Origin of the sequence: Pseudoclavibacter soli DSM 23366 (assembly GCF_000423505.1) — a bacterium.
Classification (GTDB): Bacteria; Actinomycetota; Actinomycetes; order Actinomycetales; family Microbacteriaceae; genus Pseudoclavibacter_A; species Pseudoclavibacter_A soli.
Genome location: NZ_AUIC01000008.1, coordinates 23,921 through 30,541, shown reverse-complemented (window position 1 = coordinate 30,541; position 6,621 = coordinate 23,921). Strand labels below are relative to the sequence as shown.

The following is a 6,621-nucleotide window of genomic DNA, read 5'->3' as shown; positions in this document are numbered from 1 at the left end:
GACTCGGCCGGTGCCGAACCCATTGCGGCCGGGCCAGTACCTGCCCAACGGGCAGGTACGCAAACGCGGCCTGAACCGTGTCATGCGGCAGGCGTCTCTATCCAGACTCGAAACCATGATCAGATACAAAGCCGACCGTGCGGGCGTCCTCGTGGCCCAGGTGCCTGCCCCCTATACCTCCCAGCGCTGCAACGCCTGTGGACACATCGCAAAAGACAACCGCGAAAGTCAAGCGGTCTTCTCCTGCACCAACTGTGGACACACGGCAAACGCTGACACCAACGCCGCACGCAACATCCTGGACGCCGGAGCATCGGCACACCCGGAGATCACGCACGGCACACAACAGGGCAGGACATGCCCTGGCGATGGAGGGACATCAGACGACCGGAACCGAGCAATCGGCGAAAGCCGCAGTCCCAATGAAACGCGAACCTCGGCTGCGTAAGCAACCGGAATCCCCCGGCTTCAGCCGTGGGGAGGATGTCAAGATCTGGAAACGCTTTCTAGGCCAGAAAACTGGATGGCTGCGTATGCTGCTGAGAGGGTGATCGTGGGTGCAGCCACGGCCTTACAGCGGCTGGATGAGCATGTGCCCGGCTTTAGGGAGTCGAACCCAGACTTACCTTGGAGGCCACTCATCGGCATGCGGGACATAGTGTCCCACGCCTATGATCGCATCGATCTGCGAATTGTCTGGGCAACGCTTGAACAGGATCTCCCAATTCTGGACAAGCAAATCGAGCGGATTCAGGACCAACAATAGATTCCAGCGCTAAGTTGCAATCAGCTGTTCAACGAGCTGACCCAGCCCAGAAGTCCGGGCGGCGCATGATCTCGTACGCTGCGTCAGCCACGGGTGCCGCAAGTGTGTGTTCGTGCAGCCATGCGTGCACAGCCTGATCGAGCTGCTCCCCCGGGATGACGGATGCATCGTACCCGTCCACGCCGGCTGCCCAGACCACCACCGCCGGGGTGACGTCGATGGCGAGCCCCTGGCGGCGGAGCAGGGTCTCCAGCGTTCCAGCGTCGGAGTCTGCCTTCGCCAGCCACTCCTGTCGGTAACCTGCGACGCTGACCGTGCCGTCGTGGATGAGCACGGTGTGGACCGTCGACTTCGTGTTGATCGCGAACACCCCGCCGGCAGTGACGACGATGTGGTCTATGTCGTGGTCGCGTGTCAGCGGCACCGAGTGCAGTACCCGGATTCCGGTGGCGGCGTCCAATACTGCGGCAGTGCGCTGCTCCGCTGCGAGCCCTTGGGCGAACCGCTCGTTACTGTCCGCCAGGCGTTCGATCGACTGCCCCGGGCGTCTGTCGGCGAGGTCGCCGACGATGGGTTCCAACTCCGGTGCGGTCACACCACCGAGACGCGCTGAGAGTGCCTGCGCAGCCTCGTCAAGACAGTCGGCTGCGCCAGCGCGGGGGTGGCGCCGACCAGACACAAGGTCGATGTGTCCGATCGGCACACCTGCGCGGGTGACGTAGACGCGTGAGGCGGCCCCACGCGACCAGCCCCTGAAACCGAAACTCATGCTTGTGCCTCCTGACAGTTCACAAGGCACTTGTGCGCGGGACCTATTGGGCGGCCGGTGCTGACGGGGTCCACGCCTGCCGCCCAAGATATGGCAGTTGCGCCACGGTGAGCACGAGCACGATACCCAGAGCCGCTGAAGACACCGCGAGAGCGAGCTTGGCTGCGAAGAATGGCGCGATCCACATCGCCTGCTGCAGCACCCCAATCAGCACGGTGGTCAGCAGGATGGCTGCCAGCGCGAGGACGAAGTGCGCAGCGACGCCGCTGCGCCGCACGACGAAGTCGATGCCGTCCTGCTCGGTCGTTGTGTTGGCACCGGCGCTCGCAGCCGGTGCACGGTGTTCGAGCTCGGCACGAGCCCGTTCGATCTGGTCCGCGGTTGCGGTAGCAGTCATATCTGCCTCTCCGGCGGAACCGACTTGATTCCGCCTTCAGGCAAGGCTTATGCGGATGTGTGCGCAGTCCGAACCGCGATCACCAGTCCGTGTCGAGGTCGCGCTCCCCCGGCGCGGGCTGCTGTGGCCGCGGGGTGATTCGCGGCGGAATCGTCGGTGCTTCTGAGGCGGCGGGAGGAGTGCGTTTGCGGAGGGTTCCATCCGGGTTGAAGGCCTCGCGCATGAGTGCGTCACGACGGTCCTCCGCAGCCTGTGCGGCTGCGGCCTCGTCTGCCCTGCGCTGGGCGGCAAACGCGCTCGCCCTGGCTCTGCGGTTCGGTGCGTCGATCATCCAACGCACCAGCGCGATCAGAGCGAAGGCCAGAATCAGCGCGAGCACGACGGCCCCAGTCCAGCGGACACCGGACGGGATCTGGAAGAACAGATCCTTGAACAGACCCCGAGCCGACCAGAAGAACAGCACGGTGATGCCGACGCCGGCGACCGGCCAGAAGCCCGGGATACCCATCACTTTTGCGGCGAACCAGACGACGCCGATGATCGCCAACACGACCAGCGCGATCAGCAGGAAGAAGACAATGGGCATACGCAGCACTCCTTTGGGTCGACGAAGTCGCTGAGGGCCGAGCCGGCGCCCCCGGACATACAGTTACACCATGTGATGATACCACTGGTGCCGACGACCTCGGCACCGTACCGTGCTAGAGCTGCACTTCAGGCGCGGAGTGGGGTTTGTTCGCGTACCGACCATCCATGTTGCTCGGCTGCTCCGTTTTCTGGGAGGGGTGGGTTCCGGAAGCCGAAGGTGTCGACATCTTGCCGGTGTTCCGGGCAATCAGGCTCGCCATCGCATCGAGCATGCCCCCGCGCGCTACCACCTCTCCAGAGTTCCCGGGCTATCTATTCAGCGCAGGGTTGCTGGTCGTGATTTTTACCATTCTTCGTCGAAGTTCTGAGACTCGTACCGGGCCGGATAGTCCCACCCAGATCGATTCCCAAGATTCTTCAGGTGGAAGGGGACGTAGCCGATCTCTGGGACGGCTGGCTCACCACTCTGTTCGACGAGGTGGTATCGGTTCTCGATATCCTCAACGGTGACAACGGGGTTGCCCTTAACCGGCATGACGAGCTTCATCTTCCGTACCGCTTGGCGATCGTCTTCGTCGTAGAACAGCTGTGCCTGCCAGAGGATTTTGGACGAACGGAACACGATCTCTGCTGTGTTCGGGTTGAGCCGGGAGGCATTCTCTCGATACCAGGCCGCGTCGGCGATCTTCTCCACCTGGGCAAGTTCTCTCTTGGCCTGCTGCTGCACCTCAAGCCATTGGGACTTGTACCGCGCGCCGTTGTCCTTCTGATCCGCCCAGAATTTCCCGATAGATTCCAAGAACAGTCGATGTGCTGTATCTGCAAGTCCGTCATGCATGTCGATGAAGTTCAGAATCGCGTTCGGGTGGATGCGCAGATCCGGGTCGGTCCAGAACCGGTACAGAGATTCCGGGTCTCTGGGAGCAGCGGGCTTGTCCCAAGTCGAGCCCATGTAGTATTCGTCGGCGGTCATGATCGGGTCGGTCTCCGGTATCGAGTTGCGAAGCTCCGTCCATCGTCCGAGGAAGTCCCGTGGCTGCTGGGCGAGCGTCTTGGCTGGTCTTTCTACCATAGGTTACCCTTACCCGTTCACTGGACGTTGCGCCCGCTCGATCTGGCTCTTATCCGCACCCATACCGTCGGTCTGCCTCTTTTGCTTCTCGAACATATCCAGTGCCGACTGGGCCTTGGCGATAGCGTGGCTGTCAGAGACCGTGCGCTGGGTCTTGCGAGCTGCGTACGCGCCACCGGCGATGGCAGCGAAGCCGAGACCTCCGGTTGCGACACCGATAGTTGCAGCGCCGGCGACTTTCGTGGCGACCCCGACGGCCTGCCATGGGTTCTCGCGGACGTGGGAGATGCCCGACTGAACGGAGGTGCCGACGTTGTGAGCGACACTCTTTGCCCCGTCGAGCGTGGCATGCCCGAGAGCAGCCAACGACTCGCGGACCGGTTTCGGCTGTGCACTGCGGAACTCGGTGAGTGCTTTCTTCTCGATCTTGCGCTGGTCGGCAGCGGCACTCAGCTGCATCTTGGCATCATCGCTGCCCGCCAGCGCCTTCAGCCGGGTCCCCATGCCGGGGCCAGCTGTCAGGAAGCGTTTGCGGTCGGCCTGCCTACGATCAAGTGCACTGAACGGATGAGCGAGCGCCGAATTGGCCAGCGCCTTCCGCGCCTTCTCGGCAGATGAGATCGGCTTAGCCTCCTTGTTCGCGTTGGCGAAGTTGAGGGCTTCCTGCGCAGCGGTCGGGTCGAGCCCGGCTTTCGCAAGCCGTTTTGCCTGCTTGTTGGACATCTCCACGGGCGGCTTCTCGCCCTTCTTGGATGCGCCCACCCCGGCGCCCGTGGGGTTCGCGCTCTTCGCGTTGGACGCGTCCAAGGCGTTGCCCTTGCCGCCGAGGCGACCGCCGGTGGCCTTCGACATTGCTGACGAGCCGGCATGAGCGGCCTTCGATCCAAGCCAGGAACCGACACCTGAACCGACCATAGCCGGTGCCGCACCGCCTGCAGTCGCCCATGCGGCAGCACCATCCATAGTGAATGGGCTCGGCATTTTCAGCAGTTTCTTGAAGACCATGTGCAGAGCGACGATCGTCACGATTGGCGAGATGCCGGGCACCCAGATCTGCAGCAGCTGAGTGAATAAGGTGGCACCCCAACCGTTGATGGTGTCGTTGATCGCCTGAGACACCAACGTTGTTGCCCAAAGCAGGACGGCGAGCAGGAGTGAACTTCCTGCGGCAAGGAACTGGTAGGTCATCCACTGGACAAGATAACGCCTGAGCATGTCGGGGCCGTTGCGGTTGAACAACGACACCACAAGGGCGATCACCAGCACGGCGGTGAGGATCATGATCATGATCTTGATGAAGATGATCACGCCACCGAAGATGATGCCGAAGATCACCAAGTCAACGAGAGCAACAATGAACGAGCTGACCGACTCCATTGTGCCGGTTGCAGCGTTTTTACCATGAATAGCATCGCCGAAGTCAAGGATCTGAGCGGCTTTCACTGCGGTGGCGTTTTGATCACTGGAGTTCTCGATGATGTAGTCGGTGTCATCCTGGGTCTTCTCCGACTGGAAGTCGCCGCCCGCCTCAATGTTCTGAAGAAACATCTTGTTGCACTCGGTATTGCCGCTGTCAGGATTGCCACCGCCGTCAGAATAGATGTTCCGGAAAGATTTATCCCCTGAGTTTACGGGGGTGAATACATCACGAACCTTGAAGTTGATCCCACCGTTGTCGGAATAGCATGCAGCCCACGCCCAAAGCGCGCGGTCCTCTAGTCCGCTGTCCCCTAAAGTGGTCTGGTTGCGCAGAAAAGCTGGGGCCCACCATTCGATGTTGTTCCCGTCACCATCCCAACCAGCATATTTCCGAATGTCAGCGATGTCACTGCGGGTGATCAGGTCCAGCCATGGTGCGTAGACATCATCGCCGATGGTGTTATTGCTGCCAAACTGAATGCGCTTGTACGCTCGCAACTGCGACTGCTCCCAAAGCCGGCTGATCTGGTCGAGCTGGGCGTTCGCACCCTCTTGGCTGTTATAGTCCTCATGCATCCGGTCGATGTAGTACTCGGAAAGCCCACTACCACCGTTGTCGAAGTTTGAGTTCAGATCGGTGGCAATTGCCCCGACACTGCTTTGAGCGATGTTCGAAATGGCGCCGACGGCCTTAGTCGGGGTCATGGAGGTGAATGCGAACGCACTCAGAATGGATACGACCGCGATGGCGAACCCGACACGGCGCCACGGTTCTGAGCCACCGACGCCTTTGCGTTTCTTCCACAGCGCCGAGAAGATGATGATCACCACAGCCATGACGATCAGGGTCGATCCCATCACGCTGGTCGCGAGACTTTTCGTGCTGGTGTCGATAGTGCTGGAGGCGCCGGTGGTCGGGTCGAAGTCGACGAGCGCGAACTTCATCAGGCCGATGGTGCAGGCCCAGATGCCCTGCGATATGCCCATAATCCAGGTCTGGATGGTGCCGCGAGACAGAGCACCCATGAGCTGTTCCATGTCCGACCAGGACACCATAGAGTGCAGCTTCGAGGTTGACCCCAGCCACCGCCACGCAGGCAAGGTGTTGGTGTCAGCTGCGTGGGCAAGGCCGATCAGTGGAGTTGCCGCAGCCAGTATGGTCAGCATGGCGCGGTGCCACCAAAGCCTGAGTTGTGTCATGCCTTCTCCGTATGCGTACACTCCGCTCGTACGACCGGACGTGACGACTTGATGACGTGAGACAGGCCGGCACCAGTCCGCACTGGGCGCATACACATCAGCAGCTGTCCGTGGAGCTGTTTGGCCGCTTTTCGATCGAGAATCTTTCGGTACAGCGGTTGTTGTAGGCCGGTTCTGGTTCGATGTGTGACCAGCCAGACCGCAGCTATAGCGCCAAAGACGGCGCCGAGAACAGGGATCGCCGGACTGATAAGCATCAGAGGAATGAGCAGCAAAGTACCCCCGGCGGCGCCGACCAGACCAGAGACCCACGCCTTCTTGCTCGCCTCGAAGGTGGCGATCACAATGGTGCGGTCCTCGTTGCGCTTACGTCCGGTCAGCTCCGTCAGGGAGTACATGCTCATTTCGGC

The 6,621-nt window shown here is 61.3% G+C and carries 8 protein-coding genes; 2 read left to right on the top strand and 6 right to left on the bottom strand.

Features of this window, described 5'->3' with window-relative positions; genetic code table 11:
• Together G557_RS14235 and G557_RS14450 are read left to right on the top strand one after the other, a co-directional pair.
• Window positions 1–448, top strand: a 448-nt coding sequence (locus tag G557_RS14235) for an RNA-guided endonuclease InsQ/TnpB family protein (protein WP_156877136.1), incomplete at its 5' end; no start/stop codon positions are given.
• Window positions 449–523: 75 nt separating this feature from the next.
• A complete protein-coding gene (locus tag G557_RS14450; RefSeq protein ID WP_051224843.1) occupies window positions 524–766 on the top strand; it encodes a HepT-like ribonuclease domain-containing protein in 243 nt (80 codons plus the stop codon).
• Window positions 767–794: 28 nt separating this feature from the next.
• Here G557_RS14450 and G557_RS0107540 read toward each other — a convergent pair whose 3' ends face one another.
• The 6 genes from G557_RS0107540 to G557_RS0107510 form a co-directional block, all read right to left on the bottom strand.
• A complete protein-coding gene (locus tag G557_RS0107540; protein WP_028245566.1) occupies window positions 795–1,535 on the bottom strand; it encodes a nuclease-related domain-containing protein in 741 nt (246 codons plus the stop codon).
• 43 nt (window positions 1,536–1,578) lie between these two features.
• A complete protein-coding gene (locus G557_RS0107535) occupies window positions 1,579–1,932 on the bottom strand; it encodes a hypothetical protein (RefSeq protein WP_028245565.1) in 354 nt (117 codons plus the stop codon).
• A gap of 79 nt (window positions 1,933–2,011) precedes the next feature.
• Window positions 2,012–2,518 (bottom strand): hypothetical protein, encoded by a 507-nt coding sequence (locus G557_RS0107530; RefSeq protein ID WP_028245564.1) that lies wholly within the window; start codon window positions 2,516–2,518, stop codon window positions 2,012–2,014.
• A gap of 345 nt (window positions 2,519–2,863) precedes the next feature.
• On the bottom strand, window positions 2,864–3,592 hold the full coding sequence (locus G557_RS0107520; RefSeq protein WP_028245563.1) for a hypothetical protein: 729 nt from the start codon (window positions 3,590–3,592) through the stop codon (window positions 2,864–2,866).
• Window positions 3,593–3,601: 9 nt separating this feature from the next.
• A complete protein-coding gene (locus G557_RS0107515) occupies window positions 3,602–6,211 on the bottom strand; it encodes a hypothetical protein (protein ID WP_028245562.1) in 2,610 nt (869 codons plus the stop codon).
• On the bottom strand, window positions 6,208–6,609 hold the full coding sequence (locus tag G557_RS0107510; RefSeq protein ID WP_156877135.1) for a hypothetical protein: 402 nt from the start codon (window positions 6,607–6,609) through the stop codon (window positions 6,208–6,210). Before G557_RS0107510 ends, G557_RS0107515 begins: the two co-directional genes overlap by 4 nt.
• Window positions 6,610–6,621: the final 12 nt, after the last annotated feature.

Bases quoted from the DNA above. Each gene is read 5' to 3' on its own strand.
- G557_RS14450 (WP_051224843.1), top strand. From the start codon at position 524: ATGGCTGCGTATGCTGCTGAGAGGGTGATCGTGGGTGCAGCCACGGCC.
- G557_RS0107540 (WP_028245566.1), bottom strand. From the start codon at position 1,535: ATGAGTTTCGGTTTCAGGGGCTGGTCGCGTGGGGCCGCCTCACGCGTC.
- G557_RS0107535 (WP_028245565.1), bottom strand. From the start codon at position 1,932: ATGACTGCTACCGCAACCGCGGACCAGATCGAACGGGCTCGTGCCGAG.
- G557_RS0107530 (WP_028245564.1), bottom strand. From the start codon at position 2,518: ATGCCCATTGTCTTCTTCCTGCTGATCGCGCTGGTCGTGTTGGCGATC.
- G557_RS0107520 (WP_028245563.1), bottom strand. From the start codon at position 3,592: ATGGTAGAAAGACCAGCCAAGACGCTCGCCCAGCAGCCACGGGACTTC.
- G557_RS0107515 (WP_028245562.1), bottom strand. From the start codon at position 6,211: ATGACACAACTCAGGCTTTGGTGGCACCGCGCCATGCTGACCATACTG.
- G557_RS0107510 (WP_156877135.1), bottom strand. From the start codon at position 6,609: ATGTACTCCCTGACGGAGCTGACCGGACGTAAGCGCAACGAGGACCGC.